This is a genomic window from Ruegeria sp. HKCCA5763, from assembly GCF_013034545.1.
Lineage (GTDB): Bacteria > Pseudomonadota > Alphaproteobacteria > Rhodobacterales > Rhodobacteraceae > Ruegeria.
This window is the reverse complement of sequence record NZ_WQGF01000001.1, coordinates 67,310-80,882: the sequence shown is the minus strand read 5'-3', so window position 1 is coordinate 80,882 and position 13,573 is coordinate 67,310. Positions and strand designations below refer to the sequence as shown.

15 protein-coding genes are annotated in these 13,573 nt (G+C 55.5%); 3 read left to right on the top strand and 12 right to left on the bottom strand.

Annotation, left to right across the window (positions count from 1 at the left end):
• Nucleotides 1-180: 180 nt before the first annotated feature.
• Complete coding sequence (locus GOV89_RS00405; protein WP_170593466.1) at nucleotides 181-1,188, top strand: alpha/beta hydrolase; 1,008 nt, start codon at nucleotides 181-183, stop codon at nucleotides 1,186-1,188.
• Nucleotides 1,189-1,383: 195 nt separating this feature from the next.
• Here the strand turns inward: GOV89_RS00405 and GOV89_RS00400 are convergent, their stop codons facing one another.
• From GOV89_RS00400 to GOV89_RS00370, 7 genes are all read right to left on the bottom strand, one after another.
• Nucleotides 1,384-2,634 carry a type II restriction endonuclease gene (locus GOV89_RS00400; RefSeq protein ID WP_171237182.1) on the bottom strand — a complete coding sequence of 417 codons (1,251 nt, stop codon included), beginning with the start codon at nucleotides 2,632-2,634 and terminating at the stop codon, nucleotides 1,384-1,386.
• Nucleotides 2,631-3,074, bottom strand: coding sequence for a DNA mismatch endonuclease Vsr (locus GOV89_RS00395; RefSeq protein WP_253284641.1), 444 nt, complete (start codon nucleotides 3,072-3,074; stop codon nucleotides 2,631-2,633). Before GOV89_RS00395 ends, GOV89_RS00400 begins: the two co-directional genes overlap by 4 nt.
• 31 nt (nucleotides 3,075-3,105) lie before the next feature.
• On the bottom strand, nucleotides 3,106-4,332 hold the full coding sequence (dcm, locus tag GOV89_RS00390; RefSeq protein WP_170708799.1) for a DNA (cytosine-5-)-methyltransferase: 1,227 nt from the start codon (nucleotides 4,330-4,332) through the stop codon (nucleotides 3,106-3,108).
• A gap of 180 nt (nucleotides 4,333-4,512) precedes the next feature.
• Nucleotides 4,513-4,905, bottom strand: a complete 393-nt coding sequence (locus GOV89_RS00385; protein ID WP_171237145.1) for a DUF5681 domain-containing protein — start codon at nucleotides 4,903-4,905, stop codon at nucleotides 4,513-4,515.
• Entirely contained in the window at nucleotides 4,889-5,281 is a 393-nt protein-coding gene (locus tag GOV89_RS00380; protein WP_170708802.1) for a DUF5681 domain-containing protein, read from the bottom strand. Before GOV89_RS00380 ends, GOV89_RS00385 begins: the two co-directional genes overlap by 17 nt.
• Entirely contained in the window at nucleotides 5,278-6,639 is a 1,362-nt protein-coding gene (locus tag GOV89_RS00375; RefSeq protein ID WP_171237181.1) for a DNA methyltransferase, read from the bottom strand. Before GOV89_RS00375 ends, GOV89_RS00380 begins: the two co-directional genes overlap by 4 nt.
• Before the next feature lie 187 nt (nucleotides 6,640-6,826).
• Nucleotides 6,827-7,270 carry a ParB N-terminal domain-containing protein gene (locus tag GOV89_RS00370; RefSeq protein ID WP_170708808.1) on the bottom strand — a complete coding sequence of 148 codons (444 nt, stop codon included), beginning with the start codon at nucleotides 7,268-7,270 and terminating at the stop codon, nucleotides 6,827-6,829.
• Nucleotides 7,271-7,393: 123 nt separating this feature from the next.
• Here GOV89_RS00370 and GOV89_RS00365 point away from each other — a divergent pair, with 123 nt between their 5' ends.
• The gene (locus GOV89_RS00365; protein ID WP_170733030.1) at nucleotides 7,394-7,975 is read left to right on the top strand and encodes a hypothetical protein; all 582 of its coding nucleotides are present in this window, start codon (nucleotides 7,394-7,396) and stop codon (nucleotides 7,973-7,975) included.
• A gap of 31 nt (nucleotides 7,976-8,006) precedes the next feature.
• Here GOV89_RS00365 and GOV89_RS00360 read toward each other — a convergent pair whose 3' ends face one another.
• The 4 genes from GOV89_RS00360 to GOV89_RS00345 form a co-directional block, all read right to left on the bottom strand.
• The gene (locus GOV89_RS00360) at nucleotides 8,007-8,840 is read right to left on the bottom strand and encodes a DUF6339 family protein (RefSeq protein WP_170708813.1); all 834 of its coding nucleotides are present in this window, start codon (nucleotides 8,838-8,840) and stop codon (nucleotides 8,007-8,009) included.
• Nucleotides 8,833-9,675, bottom strand: coding sequence for a hypothetical protein (locus tag GOV89_RS00355; RefSeq protein WP_170708816.1), 843 nt, complete (start codon nucleotides 9,673-9,675; stop codon nucleotides 8,833-8,835). Before GOV89_RS00355 ends, GOV89_RS00360 begins: the two co-directional genes overlap by 8 nt.
• A complete protein-coding gene (locus GOV89_RS00350; protein WP_171237180.1) occupies nucleotides 9,672-11,198 on the bottom strand; it encodes a hypothetical protein in 1,527 nt (508 codons plus the stop codon). The genes GOV89_RS00355 and GOV89_RS00350 overlap by 4 nt, the downstream gene beginning before the upstream one ends.
• Nucleotides 11,199-11,707: 509 nt before the next feature.
• Nucleotides 11,708-11,938, bottom strand: coding sequence for a hypothetical protein (locus tag GOV89_RS00345; protein WP_170708822.1), 231 nt, complete (start codon nucleotides 11,936-11,938; stop codon nucleotides 11,708-11,710).
• A gap of 458 nt (nucleotides 11,939-12,396) precedes the next feature.
• On the opposite strand from GOV89_RS00345, the gene GOV89_RS00340 reads away from it, so the two are divergent.
• Nucleotides 12,397-12,987, top strand: coding sequence for an alpha/beta family hydrolase (locus GOV89_RS00340; protein WP_217352133.1), 591 nt, complete (start codon nucleotides 12,397-12,399; stop codon nucleotides 12,985-12,987).
• 76 nt (nucleotides 12,988-13,063) lie between these two features.
• Here GOV89_RS00340 and GOV89_RS00335 read toward each other — a convergent pair whose 3' ends face one another.
• Nucleotides 13,064-13,528, bottom strand: coding sequence for a hypothetical protein (locus GOV89_RS00335; protein ID WP_170686831.1), 465 nt, complete (start codon nucleotides 13,526-13,528; stop codon nucleotides 13,064-13,066).
• Nucleotides 13,529-13,573 lie beyond the last annotated feature (45 nt).

The window sequence follows — 13,573 nt, the reverse complement described above, 5'->3', positions numbered from 1 at the left end:
GCTTTAAGTTCAAAGCAGAGTTACCAATGGCACTCTTCGCCGGCTTGCGACAGACGATAACTTCGCACATCGCGTAAGTGTTGAGCTTTCTACAGCCGAAGGGTTACGCTCAAATTCGGTTGCAAATCAATCGTACGGTCGCTTTCGATATGCACGTCAACACTTCTGCGAGGTACCAAATTGGACAAGCTTGGAAAAACCAATTTTGGTGCTGTAGCAGCGTTGTTCCTTTCAAATACATTAATGGCCGCCCCTCTTGAAGCTCAGCAGGCCGCGCCGGTGACCTATTCGCTTGAAGCAGGCGTGGTCTATGGACAAGGGATTGTGACGAAAGAGGATAAAGCGGTATCGCGCGATTTATGGATGGATGTTTATCATCCGACCGAAACAGAGGCCACGCCGCGACCGGCACTAATTCTCACCTTTGGTGGAGCATTCCATCGCGGCAGTCCGCGGCTGACATTTCAATCCGGTGGCGCTCAAGACACCTCCATGGGCAATTACTGCCGTCGGTTCGCCGCACGGGGCTACACGTGCTTTGCAATCGACTATCGGCTGACGCCCGAAAGTCCTGTTCCATCGGGAGAAGGGTATCAAACGGATTGGATCGAGCCCGACAGTCTGTTGCCTCTCTTGCCCCAAGCCAACCATATTCGGGAAACAATGGACCTTCCGCCGCTTGATTTCAGCATACCCGAGCAAGAGAAGACGATGGTCGACGGGGTCATCTCAGCTGCCGAAGATTTGCGTAAAGCGGTGCTTCACATCCGCGAGTTCGCAGACACATACGAGATCGATCCGAACCGTATCGCGCTTGGCGGGTTTTCCGCAGGTGCAGTAACATCTTGGAATGTAGCGCATGGTATGGGAGTTCCTGTCTCCGGCGTTTTTCTCCTGTCTGGAACCGATGCCGGGTTTAACGTGAACAAAGCCGTTACGGCCTCTTCAAACAGGCCGCCGATACTCATGTTCATGGGGCAGTATGATCTGGCAGGCGCTTTATATTCCGTTCCACAGCTTATCGCTCACTACAAAAAAGTTGGCGTGGATTACGAGTTCGCATGGGTGCCAGGCTTCGGCCATTTCTACCCTGCAGGCGCAGCTAGTTTGGGTAGTGATGCAGTGAGTGTGTCTGTGGAAGGTCGGATTGTCGAGTTCCTCGAACGCGTTATCGGAAAAGGACCATAATGCGCAGCTTTTGGTTGAAAGCGAAAGCTGGTCGCTGTAGGTGCAATGGTTGCCTTGAGCAATGACCGCTTAGTCCGCGCTGCCGACCTTACTCATTTGAAAATGCTGCGCCTTCGATGAATGGCTGGTTTGCGGAAGCTGCACCGCAGCGTGGTTGGATCCGGTGAAGGTCTCCTGTGGGCCGTTCTGCCCGCCTTAGATCAACAACCGCTGTCGCCCACGAAAGTCGCGGACCGCGCCGAGGAAATCCCCGACTCCCATGAGCCACGCACGCTGGTCAGCCTGATAAGTGATGTGCAATGAGGCAGGCAGCACAAGCTGCAGGCCATGGCCCTGCATTTCGGCAGTCTGAAGCTTCGATATCGCTGGCTCCAACGTAAGCAGATGCTTCGTCCTGATCCGGTCCGCCTCTGCCAGGACCTGCCGCCAGCGGTCTTTGCAGCTTGTCTTCACCGCCAGCATAGCAAGCTGGTCATCCGGGTAACGTCGGTCGGCGTAATCGTCCTCGCCGGGAAACAGGAAATCTGCAGCGTTTCGTTTCTCCGTCGTGGCTTCGCGCGTGTAGCTCACCCCATGAGCCTGCAGGATGGCTTCAACATGGTGGCCGAAAGCATAGCCTGCCCGCGATTTACGACGGTTCTGAACGCTCAGGGAAAAGCTCAGGAACCCGTCCACGTCCGCTGAACCCTGCTCCGTGAAACCGGCCTTCAGCCGATCCGAGACGATCTCGCGTTCCAGATGCCGAAACAGCGCTTCCTCGTGCTCCATCCAGGCAACAAGCGCACCGTCAGGATCTTCCAGCGGATCGACCTCTGACAATGTTTCACGGGCGAAGACAGACAGTGGAACGGTTCCCGGAAAGGCCCGCCCGAACTTCTCAATAAGCAGGTCAAAGGCGTCTGGTTCGGGCTCTTCTGTTTCAATGCCAAGATCCGCCAGAATACTTCGCGCTGCGAAGCCAAGTTCAATAGTGTCGTCGCGATCGAGGCGGCGCGCGGCAGATCTTCCCTCGAATAGATCCAGCCCGAAGAGCCACAAAAGTTGCTGGCCAATGGTCGACCCTTCCGGCGTAAGAAGTACCATCAGGCTGCCATCCTTGGTCCGTGCGATCACAACCTGATCGCCGGCCCGAGCCTGATGGACTACCGGCTCGGACTCCGCCGCGTAGTAGAGGTGGTACTCAGGGCTCCGGCGTGCCTGGCCGCGACGGACGTCGCTCCATGTGCAAAAAGATTCAAGCTGCATAGGTTCCGCGTCTTCATCGTCTTCAAGCCAGTAGAAGATCGCCGGGAACGTCTGCTTTTCGGCCGGAGTGCCCAGAAAAGCCCGGAAGCCACTGACGCCCTGGAACTCGTGCTGGTTTGAGCGCTGACGGTTAATCTCAACCTCGGTCAGGGCTTTGGCACCAGCGCCCTCAAAGAGATCTGCCAGAACACCGAATTTCATGAGGGCACCACCATTCGCTCACCTTCGGTCAAACCCTGCAGACTAAGATCGACATTCTGCGAGATAAGCCAATCGGCGATCACACTCAGAACATCGGTCAGTGGTTGTCGCTGGCGTCCCTTGAGAGCACATTCCCAGACGACGCCTACTCTCCAACCGACATTGTGCAGAGCCTCTGTGTTAGCTTGATCCCGTGCAACATTGGCTCCGATTTTCTCACGCCAGAACTCTTCCCGCGTTCTTGGCCACTTGAAGAGATGGCAGCCGTGGCCATGCCAGAAACAACCATGGACGAAGAGCACAGCATGATGCTTGGGAAAGATCAGGTCCGGGCGCCCCGGCAGTTTGCGATCATGCAGACGGAAGCGGAAACCGCGGGCATGGAGCCCGCGGCGGATCAGCATCTCAGGTTTTGTATCGCTGCCACGTATCGCCGCCATGTTTCGGCTGCGGGTGGCTTTGTCGTGTACATCAACCAACTCTGAGAACGGACTCCGCATCGCTTTCAGTCAGCGACAGAATATGCGGTCGCATGATCCGCGCAACCTCCGCAAAAACCGGAACGGCGACCGAGTTTCCGAACTGCTTGTAAGCCTGCGTATCTGACACCGGGATCCGGAAGTCTTCTTCGTAACCCATCAGTCTGGCGCATTCGCGCGGAGTCAGCCGCCTCGGGTTCTGGTCCTCACCCCGGCTGACGAGGATTTCGGAGCCATCCTTGTAGTATCTGGCGGACAGGGTGCGAGCGATACTGTTCCCCTCAACCAGACCAAAACCGAAACCGTTGCCCTTAGCCCGGTGCTTGGCGGCGTAATCCTGCAGATAGCGCCAGAGCTTGTCGGAGAGCGTGTATTTCTCGCTAACGGCGGCATCGTCCCCAATTGTGTAATGGGCCTCGGGGTCTTCGAGGCCGTTCTCCGGATGGAGGATATCTTTCATAACCCGATGCCCACGCGCAGGCAAATCAATCTCGTCGAAGTCGAACGGAACCTCTTCCCGGAACCCGACAATCACAATCCGCTCCCGGTGCTGGGGCACAAAATGGGCCGCGTCGATGATCCGGGTGCGGATTGAATAGCCAAGCTCTTCTTCAAGCTTACGCTTGATGACCTCAAAGGTCCGGCCGCGGTCATGGCTCTTCAGGTTTTTGACATTCTCCAGAAGGAAAGCCGCTGGGCGGTGATACTTCAGTATGCGCAAGACATCGAAGAACAGCGTGCCCTGGGTCTCGTCATCAAACCCGTGTAGACGGCCCAGCGCATTTTTCTTGGAGACGCCCGCGATCGAAAACGGCTGGCAAGGGAAGCCGGCGACAAGCACATCGTGCGCAGGTATCGCGCTTGCGTCGACTTCGCGGATATCCCCGGCGATCGATCGGTTGTCGGCAAAGTTGGCCAGATAGGTCTGTTGCGCAAAACGATCCCATTCGGACGTGAATACGCAGCGCCCACCGGCCCCTTCCATAGCCTTTCGCAATCCGCCGATCCCGGCAAACAGATCGATAAACGAAAACATGGCCCCGCTGTCGACCGGACGGCGCTGTTCGATCTCGATTTTAAGGAGGCGGATAATGCTATCACGCGGCTTTTCCTCGCCACGGACCCAGCGATAGATATGGCCCTCGGAGTAATCCAGATGTTTTGCGGCTTCGGGTACAGAATACCCCGCCTTCCGCAGAAGGATTTCGAAATCGGTCATAACTGCTCCGCGCTGGGAATTTTTCTGACACTATGGCTGGGCACTGCCCATTCGACAAGAACAATCTGCGCACATCTGGTGAAATATTTGTTAACGCATACCGCATCCAGGCGACCCAGCCGGACAAAACGAGAACGCCGATCGCGCCCCAAATCCACTATTTCTGAGCGAAGGAGCCCGTCAACGGTCGCCGTCCACATCCCGCCGACAAACCTCAACGCCCATCTTCTCCAGAAGGCCCAGTATCCGTTCTCGCTTGTGGAGCGCATCTTCGGCTTTGGCATCCAGCGCAGGCTGTACCTCCAGCATGATCCGGATCGCTTTGATGAGCGACGGAACATGCCCCTTCAGACCCTTTTTGCAGAGCGCCAGATAGGCCGCCACATACCCGTCAAGCGACACGGTGCGTCCTTCGGGAGTGCGCGCCATTACCGGCTCAGACAGGATATCGGCGGCTTCTCTGATGGGATCAGACCGGGTCTTAGGGCGCCCCTTTGGATTACCAGACTGCCCTTTCTTCCACTGGTGGGGTTTGGGCGGTTTGCCGTAGCCCACATCATACGTCTCGGTCATCAGCCGCTCCCTCAGCCTGCTCCTCGGCCAACTTGCGCCGGATTCGCTTGACCAAGTCCTTTCTTTTTTTCTCAGGGTCATGCCGCTTCGCTTCAGTCGCTCGCGCTTCGTCGAGGATCGACCGCTGCAGATCCAGGGCCCGTCGATCACCCGAAATCGCCAGTTCGCGCAGCTTGCGGATCAGGGCCTCACTTATGGGCATCTGCCTGTCCGCGCCTTTGGGCCGGACTTTTCGCCTCAGAACCCGCTGCAGGACGACGTGGACGTCTTCAGGCTTCTTCGGTCGTCCCTTCGGATTGCCGGACTGGCCCTTGTTGAATCGGCTGTATTCCGGCGGTCTCATATAGCCCACCGGGGCTTTGATCTGATCTGTCATTCTGCAACCTCCGCTTCCGGGGGCTGAACCTCGTCAGCGCGCCGTTCAGCTGCCGCAGCAAAAGTTTCGCCTGTTCCTGCCAGAAACGCGTCATCGCCCGTCAGCGCCGCATAGCGGCGGCAGATGACGTCGCAATAAACCGGGTCCAGCTCAACGAGCCGCGCGACACGACCGCAGCGCTCTGCCGCGATCAGGGTAGTGCCGGAGCCGCCAAAGCCGTCGAGGACAGTATCGCCGCGCCGGGTCACATCACGGATTGCGTCGGCAACCAGAGCCACAGGCTTTACGGTCGGATGCAGCGCCAGATCCTGCTGGTTGCCGCCGAAACCGTTGACGCCGGGATAGTCCCAGACATTCGTCCTGTAGCGTCCCTTTTCGCCGAGTCCGAAGGTGTTCGTGTGTGGCGCTGTGCCCACCTTCCAGACATAGATCAGTTCGTGGCGGGACCGGTAAAAGGTGCCCATTCCGCCGTTGGTCTTGGCCCAGACGCAAAGATTTTTCAGCTCGGAATAGACTTTGGAACCCGCGGCCTGCAGTTCGGCCATATGCCGCCAGTCCATACAGACGAAGTGAATGGCGCCGTCATGGCTGATATCGACCATGGCGCCCAGCGAAGCCTTCAGAAAGGCCGTGAAGGTGTCAGAATCCATTTCGCCAGCGGCCATGGCGAATTCGTGATGTTTCACCGTGCCGGATCCACAGACATGACCGTCGATTTTCACATTGTAGGGTGGATCGGTGAATACGGCCTGAGCACGCTCCTCGCCCATGAGCGCCGCGTAAATCGAAGGATCACGGGCATCACCGCAGATCAGGGCATGACGGCCGAGGTGCCAGATATCCCGTGGGCGGGTGACAGCCGGCCCCTCTTCTGGTGCCGGCGTGGCATCCGCCGGATCGTCGGCACCTTCGCGGATGTCGTCGTCCAGCAGAATATCCAGTTCGGCGGTCTCAAAACCAGTGATCTCAAGCTCGAAGTTGAGGTCGAGGTCGGCAAGCGCTTCAAGCTCGATTTTCAGGATCTCACGGTCCCATCCTGCCAGTTCGGCGAGGCGGTTGTCAGCGATGACGTAGGCTCGCCGCTCAGCAGCGGAAAGATGCGCCAGTCCGATCGTTGGAACCATTTCCATTCCGAGCAGTTTCGCAGCCGCCACGCGACCGTGCCCGGCGAGGATACCGCCGTCGCTATCGACCAGCACCGGATTAGCAAAGCCGAAAGCGCGGATCGACGCCGCTATTTGTGCGATTTGTTTATCGTTGTGCGTGCGAGCGTTGCCCGCGTACGGGATAAGGTCGTTGGTCTTCCGATAGACGACCTTGAGCCGGGTCTTATCCGGCAGTGTTTTGATGTCAGCCATTGTCAAGGCCTTTCACGGTTTGCGCAGCCGGCTTGTCGTCACGGACACGAGCAGCGAACGACAATGCGATCTGCATCAGGTTTGGTTGTCGACGGACCTTTCCGGCACAGAATTGGTGGCCCCTATCTGCAGAGCTCACCGGGGTTTTAAAGAGCCGCGCGTGCAACACGGGCCAGAACGTCGTGCGTCAGGCAGTGCTCTTCATTGCGTGGATTTTTAGCGCGAGCCGGCCGCTGGCAGTGAACGACAGGATTTGTTGTGCATCGATCTGAAAGATCTCCCAGTCGATGTTCGCGAGCCTGTAGAAGCGATACATCTGGCGAAAGAAGAGCGGGTACTCCTCTTCCGAAAGATCGTCGAGTGTGAGCGCCGGAATGTCGTCAAGGCCAATCTGTAAGGCCGCTTCCACGAGACCCTGACCAGCAACAATTGTATCGTCACCAGTGATCAGAACCGGTGTCATCACACCAATGTCGATGAGCGAACGTTCAATCTCGGCGATGTCGTCCCGATCCAGTTCACCCAGTGGCTGAAAGTCAGGGTGAAGATCCGCAGGATTCATACGAAACAACTTGCTCCGCAATTCCTTCGCAACCATCGATGTTTCCAGATCTATTTTCTCAATTTCCATTTTTTTGCCTTTCTCATTTGTACTGTCGAATTGACGGGCACAGAATGAACAGGAGGCAAAAAGGTGTCGAAGCAGCCACTTCCAACTGAGTGCTTTGAAACTGCATTTCTTGAATTTCTTCGCATGAGGTTCGAATTTGAACCCCTGCCTCACTACGTCATGGCAGCGATGGAGGTCTGCCATCACACCAGCCGCGCTTACCCGGAATTCGTGACCGCGTTCTTTGTCTGGTTTACGGACAGTTTCCTTTTTGAAACGCGGGGCCGTTTCCCGGCGCAAGGACACAATGCAAATCCTTCCGACGCCCAATGGCGCAGATATGAGGACTGCCAGGATCTGCTCGAAAGCTGGCTGGAAGATGATCTTGACGCAGCGCTCGACAGGCAGGAGGCGCGTCTGGTTTTGGTCGAAGACTTCGAGGAAAAGCGCACCGAGGACCGGACAGACGAGTCAGCGAGTGGGCGAAGACGCGCGAATTTGAAGAAACCTGATACTGTCGTCTTTGCGGAGATCGCGGAAGAGAAAGGACTGTCGCCAGACACCGTTCGGAGAACTTACAAGAGCCACACAAAACCTGAGCAGTACATATCGTACTTGTCTCCGATCGCTCTCGTCAGATGCGAAGGCGGGTACACTGTCGAGACACGAGAGGTGGCGAAGCCAAGGCAAATCTTTTTGAAGCGAGGCAAGAAACTTCGCCTTTGAGCAGCCCAACGACCGCTTGAAACGGGAACCTCTAGGCCGCCTTTTGCGCCTTCTGAATGCTCCTAAGAGCGTCGTCCCGGCACCTGAGCAGTATTTCTGCGGTTTCCTCGCCAGAGAGTGACTCGAACAGAACCCCGCTTCCCCTCAGATTCAGTGCCTTCATAAACTCACGGAACGTGGCTTCAGTTCCGTACACTTCCGGATGGCTGCTCATCGTCTGGATTATTCCCCTCAACAAGCTCGCCCGGTTGCTGAGCATTGGGCGTTCAACCAGGTTTGAGCGGATGTCTGCAGTCCGCAGAAGTTCCCTCAGAACACCTGCCTGATCCTGAGGATCGACCCGCCAGGCTATGAACGCGTTCCACCATAACCGCGCAACCGCGTGGTCGTCGCGATACCCGGTTCTTCCACGCGCAAAGTAGTGTGTCTCAATCTGACGGACGTTCTGATGATGCACCTTCTTGCGCTTTTCAGCCGCCTTCTGCCTGGCACCTGTCAAACCTCCAAGCAGCCCGCCAGTTTCTTTCGGTTCGTCTCGGATTGGCCACCTTTGTCGAGCATAATCAAGACAGTCAAAATGCGTCATGCGCGACCAGACGCGCTCTTCTGTCGCCAGCGCTGGCGTCATCCCGTTGAAAGCCCCGAATACGATCAGTGAGTTGCTGACTTCCGCATCGCTACCTCCAGATGGATCCAGTTTTCTCAGCCTGTCATTGTCGACTTCGACAGAAGAAAGCTCCATTGACCATCCGTTCAAATCGGCCTGATCGTCGAAGCCAGAACTGCGATACCGTTCAAGGTTTGACGGAACGTTGGCTTTAAGGTCGGCGAGAATACTCTCAGAAATATATTTGAGTTTAGACATTGTCCATCAACTCCGTAAATGCTCCGCCGAGCTTCTCAACGGGAGACCCCAGAAGCCGCTGTGCGCTCTCCAGAAGAGGCGCTCCATCAATGTCGATGTTGAGGTGCTCGCATTTCGCTGAGAAAACCCGGCACCAGGGTCTGTCTTCAAAACCGGACGCTCCGTGTCCACGAATGCTTTCGAGAACCTCCATCACAACGGGCATATAGACGGCGCTCAGCAGCAACGGTTTGCCGCCCTTCGTGCCTCGTAGTTGCTCAATTGACTTGAACAAATCGACAGGGGCAAGAATCCTGATCGTGTCAGCCAGCAGATCGAGTTTGAGACGACCTTTGGGTATGTCGTCTGACGGAACGAGCTCGAAAATACTTTCAAACTTACGAAGTTTATCCTGCCCGATGGTAAATCGGGTGTCATTTGCAAGACCGATAATCTCCGATCCGCGAATAGAAACGGTTTCTCCGAATTCCGGGTTGAGGCTCTTGGCCGACCAGTCTTCGAGAGGTTCTGTCAGCCAGATGGCCGGCTTGACTTCGACGACGCCATAGAGCGCTCCGCGGTCAAATTTCCACGTTCCTGACGTTTTGTCCGCTGCGCGCAGCTCAGAAAAAAACGTATCCTGACAACGAATGAAGGCACCAGCCCGCGCTGCCCCTTTGTCAACTATTGACTGTACGTCAGACGAGGACAGCGACAAATCAAAATCGACTTCGACATTCCCATCAGTGGATTCACGCACTTCGGTGATCTGAAGATCAAAGTTGCCGCTCAGAAAGTCATCGTTGCTGTCACTCAGAACCGGGTGCGGAAAATGGCTGTTCAGATCAATTTTCATTGGCCATCCCTCAAAACCGCAGTGACCTCAACAGGCCCCGTATAGTCGTCGTCAAAGGTCACTTCGATCTCAACGCGCGCGCCCTGAACAACGCTCATTTCAACACGCCCGCGGCTGGCCGAACAATTTTTTGCGCCGGAGGCATTGGCAATTCTGAGTTCTGTATCGTCGTAGACACCCGTCGCAAGGAAAGTGAGCTCGATGTCGCCCGCTTCGTCCGGAGTAAAAAAGACTTTTCTGGTCCTGAGGTTCTGCTCGACGTTGCGAACTGAAGCGAGCCGTACAACACGCCTTTGCCCTCTTGTGCCGTCTCCACCTTCACCGTCACCGGATCCACTGCCTTTGCCGTCAGTTCCAACACTTCCAGCTCCATCATCGCGGCCTGCACCTCCTTCACTGCCTTCAGAATGCCGCGCAACCGGCTTCTTCGGCTTAGGCCGGACACGCTTTGCTGGCGTGAATCTGATCGTTTCCGGGTCGTCTTCAGCAGAAGGTACTTTCGCCTCTTCGGTGCCGGCGTCTGCGAAGAACTCTCCGAGCTCGTCAAGCTTGACAGCATCGCCACCAGTAATTTCTGCGTTCTCCCGGATCAGCGCTCTGATTTCGTGGATGAGCTGTTTCATTGCCCGGGTTACATTTTTCTGTTTTGCCGGATCATCAATCCGTCCCGCGGAGAAAGCGTTGTGTTGCGGGTTCTCCAGTGACTTCAGGACTTTGCTTGCATCGTTATCAACTGGCTCGACGAGCATTACGAAGTCCCGTGCGCCTTGGAAACGTGCGAACTTGTCACCAAAATGCTCAAGCGACTGCGCAATCAGCATACCGTTTCGAATGATCGCCACGCGTTTGGGCATGCCTTCTTCCACAAGAATCTTTGCCCGAAATTCGCCAAGACCATCGACCCGGAACCGTTTTGTTACGGCTTCCTCAGACCTTCGGCATCTGTAGAGCTGCCTCGCAAGCCGTATGTCATCCCCGTGAGAGGCCATTTCTCCAGCTTCTTCGATTGCTTCGTCGTCAAGCAATGAAGCCAACGTCTCGACACTCAGAATGCGAGGTTCATTTCCAACCTCAAACTCAATGTCACCGTCGTCAATTGCAGCAAAGAAATTCGAAAGCAGCGGGACGGTCATTCTGTCGATCCAGTCCTCCTCGCCACGGAACCCTACTGAAAACACGGATGTTCCTTTGGTGTCGCGCTGCAACCAGGCCGGAACCAACTCAGGATCCTCAACCGCTCTGAAATGCTCCGTATGACCCCAGTATCCTTTCGCCGTACGCTCGGTGTCATCGGCATCTTTATGTGAAACGAGCTGAACTTTTCCCTGAAGCGCGAACTTTTCACCATCCTGCGTGTCGTACAAAGTGGAATAAAATACCGTCCTGAGATCAGACACCGCGAAGGTCGCATTTTTGCCAATCCCGAACGATCCGCCGGATGTTTCGGTCGCCTTGTTGCTTTTGCCAGAACTCTTGACCAGCGCGTGAAACTTGGACGAGGCGTCGTTCGGCGGTCCCTCCAAACCGGTTGTGTTGTAGTCGGCAATCTCAAGAACAGGTATGAACAGGTTGGACACCACGTCATTTGCGTTTTCGAAAAAGTCGCGATCCTTGTCGCTTCCGGAAGCACGGGCGGTCTTTAGGCAAACGGAAATCGTTTCTCTGAGCTTTTCGATGCCAGGGATATCGCTGGCCGGCACCTGATGCTCACGCAGAACCATACGAACAGGGCGTCCATTCGCCGCGTCCAATGTGTTTTGTCCGGCCTCTTTGCTGCAGCTCACGAACGGGGTATCCCGGAAGGTCTCAATGCCGGCGTGACCCAGACCTTCGACTTCACCCGCCTGGTTTTCGAGGAACATCAGTCCAGTTTCACTCATCATACAACGCCTCAACTCTGTCACACAGAATCACGTTCGTTCCTGACGTGTGGTCTATTTTCGAAATAAACTTTCGATCTTCGGCCAAATCCTTTAGATTTCTCGCCTTTTTGCAGTAACCGCGGGAGCCCGCAGCTTTCTGGCTCAAGACATCAATCAATCCGGAAACCATCGTCGCCACCTTTGTCACCGCGTGAAAAGCGTCCCTTCGCAGAGTCGAGCTCTTTCTGCAGAGCCCGAAAAATTTTGCGGATGTCTTCGTCAGCGAACTCGTAGGCCGATCGGTTCGACAAATTACCGATCAGCCGGAGATCCTTGATCGCCCGATTAACTCTGTTCTCCGCGAGCTCCACGAACTTCGCCCTCTTATCGCGCTTTGTCATCCGATTTTCCGCTCTGTCGCACTACAATAATCATATGTATGTAACAAAGGGGCATTAAGCAACATATGCTGATAACATTTCTGATATATTACATTATATTTGCTGATTAGCACACTATGACCTCACCCAAAAATATCTTTTATCATGTTGCTTTTAATTGATTTTATACAGCTTATGCCCTGTGATAGAGAGCTCGAAAAAAGAATCTAGCACTTAACCCATTGGCACCGTTGTCTGACAACCGCAATTCATCGGGTAAGAGCCACCAAGCAGCGCAGCCCCCAAAGAGGGGCGGACGTCCAATCTATGCGATATAAGCAGAAACCTTAGCGGGTTTTGTTGCTGCAGATGTCCAGTGTACCATCTTCTTTGATACGCCCCCTGAAATCTCAAAAGAAAACGACAAAGTGCGGACCAAGTTTCTTGAGTTAAATCCCGACGTAGCAAGCGCAACTGTCATGTTTGCGCATGGTGCCGGTGCGCCGATGGATTCCCCCGCAATGACAATGATCGCGGATGCGTTGGCCAATAAGGGTCTCAGAGTAGTTCGGTTTGAATTCTCTTACATGGCCAAACGCAGAACCGAGGGCACGAGGAAGCCCCCGCCACGCGCTGAAAAACTGAACTCAGAGTACCTGGCCGCAATCGAAGAGCTACAAGTTGACGGCCCGCTGATTATAGGCGGCAAGTCCATGGGTGGACGCGTTGCCAGCATGATCGCGGATGAGTTGTTTGACGCAGATCGCATCAACGGATTGCTCTGCGTTGGCTATCCATTCCACCCTATTGGGAAGCCGGAGAAGCTTCGGACTGAACATCTGAAGCGCCTGCAGGCCCCAACACTGATCTGCCAGGGAACGCGCGACCAGTTTGGCTCGAGGGATGAAGTCAGCCAGTACCAGCTGTCGCCGGCCATCCGGATGGGTTGGTTTGAAGATGGCGATCACGATTCAAAGCCACGCAAACGCGTTTCAGGCATCATTCATGCGGATCACATCAACTCCATGGCCACAGCGGTTTCGGCATGGGTCGAGAGTCTTGTCGGCTAGAGAGCTGTGCGCGCCGTGTTTGCGGGGCTTGGTTACTTGTCCCGCGACACGCAGCCAAAATTTAACATAACGGCCCTTACCGGGTTTCTGGAGGCGGCCCCACGGTAAGGATTCTTCCATTGCTCCAAACAAGGGCTTCGTAGCAGACCTCAGCGCCGGCACCGCCACACCAGCCACCATCCCGACCGATAAGCAACATGCGGTCAGGACCCCATTCTATCAGCCGCCACCCGGTCGCTTGCCATGCGTGAACGGTACCTTCAACGATCAGATTGAGCATGCAGCCACCGGTGCCGCAGTAGAGTGAAGCTGCGGACGAACACGCGTACTCAGATTCGTCGACAAGCTCGGCCTTGACGGTGCCAAACTGCGAGCGGAGCTCGATTTCCGTTACCGAGTCGCCCGCGTCAAATTCTCCATTTTCGAATGACTGGCAGTCGGCAGCTGCGCGATCGATTAGCCTCTGAGCGTCCGGAGACCCCGCGTATGCCGGGAAAGCACCGAGAAGGATCGGGAATAGGGTGACAACCAGTGCCCGCATGAAACCACCTTTCCGAAGAGCTGATGAACTCGGCCCTACTATGGC

Excerpts from the sequence above, each read along its gene's own strand:
- GOV89_RS00400 (WP_171237182.1), bottom strand. The coding sequence starts at position 2,634 with ATGAAATTCGGTGTTCTGGCAGATCTCTTTGAGGGCGCTGGTGCCAAA.
- GOV89_RS00395 (WP_253284641.1), bottom strand. The coding sequence starts at position 3,074 with ATGGCGGCGATACGTGGCAGCGATACAAAACCTGAGATGCTGATCCGC.
- dcm (WP_170708799.1), bottom strand. The coding sequence starts at position 4,332 with ATGACCGATTTCGAAATCCTTCTGCGGAAGGCGGGGTATTCTGTACCC.
- GOV89_RS00385 (WP_171237145.1), bottom strand. The coding sequence starts at position 4,905 with ATGACCGAGACGTATGATGTGGGCTACGGCAAACCGCCCAAACCCCAC.
- GOV89_RS00380 (WP_170708802.1), bottom strand. The coding sequence starts at position 5,281 with ATGACAGATCAGATCAAAGCCCCGGTGGGCTATATGAGACCGCCGGAA.
- GOV89_RS00375 (WP_171237181.1), bottom strand. The coding sequence starts at position 6,639 with ATGGCTGACATCAAAACACTGCCGGATAAGACCCGGCTCAAGGTCGTC.
- GOV89_RS00370 (WP_170708808.1), bottom strand. The coding sequence starts at position 7,270 with ATGGAAATTGAGAAAATAGATCTGGAAACATCGATGGTTGCGAAGGAA.
- GOV89_RS00365 (WP_170733030.1), top strand. The coding sequence starts at position 7,394 with ATGAGGTTCGAATTTGAACCCCTGCCTCACTACGTCATGGCAGCGATG.
- GOV89_RS00360 (WP_170708813.1), bottom strand. The coding sequence starts at position 8,840 with ATGTCTAAACTCAAATATATTTCTGAGAGTATTCTCGCCGACCTTAAA.
- GOV89_RS00355 (WP_170708816.1), bottom strand. The coding sequence starts at position 9,675 with ATGAAAATTGATCTGAACAGCCATTTTCCGCACCCGGTTCTGAGTGAC.
- GOV89_RS00345 (WP_170708822.1), bottom strand. The coding sequence starts at position 11,938 with ATGACAAAGCGCGATAAGAGGGCGAAGTTCGTGGAGCTCGCGGAGAAC.
- GOV89_RS00340 (WP_217352133.1), top strand. The coding sequence starts at position 12,397 with ATGTTTGCGCATGGTGCCGGTGCGCCGATGGATTCCCCCGCAATGACA.
- GOV89_RS00335 (WP_170686831.1), bottom strand. The coding sequence starts at position 13,528 with ATGCGGGCACTGGTTGTCACCCTATTCCCGATCCTTCTCGGTGCTTTC.